Below are 1,532 nucleotides of genomic sequence, written 5' to 3' on the forward strand. Positions count from 1 at the left end.
TTCAAAGTGTTGAAAAAGTGAGGCGTCAAGAAAAAGTTCACGGGAAAAGTGAACTTTTTCTTCTTTTCTTTTTTCCTTATTTGTGGTAACTTAAATCTATACCATGTGATCGAAGGGATCGTAACTTGGTCCACTTCTTGAGGTTTTGGATCATGGCGGTGATCCAAACCTGAATCTGTACGTATGGAACTCCGCGGTATCGTGCAAAACGAAGTCCGTGGAGTTCTTTACTTTCCGCAAAGCTTCGTTCAATAGTAGCGGGACGAACAAGTCGAAAAACCTTTCCTTTTTCAGATAGTCGACGTTTTTTCATTTGTTGGTAAACCTCTTGGTGAACGGAGACCCGAAAGACACGATCGCCTTTTCCGTTCGCCGCAGGGCAATCCGCACAACTGCCTTTGACATCAGGTTTATATTCATGATACCCCGATCGAGTAGATGTGGAATAGAGAAATTTTACTCCACAAGGGCAAACATAGACGTCTTCCTTCACTAAACGGAATTGACTGGAACGACATTTTGAATGTTCCTTTCGATGAAATCGGCGATAAGAAACATAGGCATGGATCCCTGTGTCTTCGAGCTCCCGTCCAAGACGTGCATTATAATAGCCTGCGTCTAATACGATATTTTCCGGTATATAACCGATCCGTTGTTTGACTCGCTCAATGCGTTCAATGAGCACACGATGTCCTGGCACATTTGCCGATGTGACGTAGGCATCCAGAATGAAATTGTGTAGTGTGTCGACAATCCGATGATCATGGTAAGCAAATAAGCCTCTTGGATCATGTTTGACGGATAGCCCTGCATCGGGATCTGTGGTACTGCAAATCACTTCTTTCTCTACCTCTTTCGGTGGTTTTGGATCTAAAGGTTTTTTGCCGTGTTGTAAGCGCTTTTTGTTTACGAGCTGTAACACGTACTCATCTTCCTTCTCGACCATTTTTCGAACCACTTTTACGCGTTTCCGTTTGTTCGCATTGGCTTTCAACTCGGTTTCATCTGCAGCCCATGTTTCTGGGGATAAGAAGCCCTCTTTTTTAATCTGTAAGAGTACATATTCAAATAATGCTTCCCATATTTTCGGATCGATGCGATGGCGCAAAAATTTTGAAACACTGGAGTGACATGGAGCAGAATCGTCCATGGAAAGACCTAAAAACCATCGATACGTGATATGTTGGTCAATTTGTTTACAAGTGAAACGAACAGAACGAAACCCTTCAACATATTGAACGATCAAAATTTTTACTAACATCAAAGGATCAAGGGATGGACGACCTTTGTCCTCTGAATAAAACGGTTTTAATAAGGAGTACACGTAATCCCAATCCATCACTTTATCAATTTGAACAAGTAAATGACGTTTGTCGTACATTTTTTCATACGCTTTTCTGTTCTTTTTCAATTCTGACTTGGAGAAAGGACGGTACATACTTCTACCTCTCCTTCTTCATAGTTTTCCTTTAACATATTAACAAAAGAAAAACGATTTTGTCCTTGACAAAATCGTTTTTCAACAGTCTGAA

General features: G+C 41.1%; 1 protein-coding gene. It reads right to left on the bottom strand.

Going from position 1 to position 1,532, the window contains the following annotated elements:
* Positions 1-76: 76 nt before the first annotated feature.
* Positions 77-1,438, bottom strand: a complete 1,362-nt coding sequence (locus HNR43_RS14035; protein ID WP_183244714.1) for an IS1182 family transposase — start codon at positions 1,436-1,438, stop codon at positions 77-79.
* Between the last annotated feature and the right edge of the window lie 94 nt (positions 1,439-1,532).

It is taken from the genome of Anoxybacillus mongoliensis, assembly GCF_014201515.1.
GTDB lineage: Bacteria > Bacillota > Bacilli > Bacillales > Anoxybacillaceae > Anoxybacillus > Anoxybacillus mongoliensis.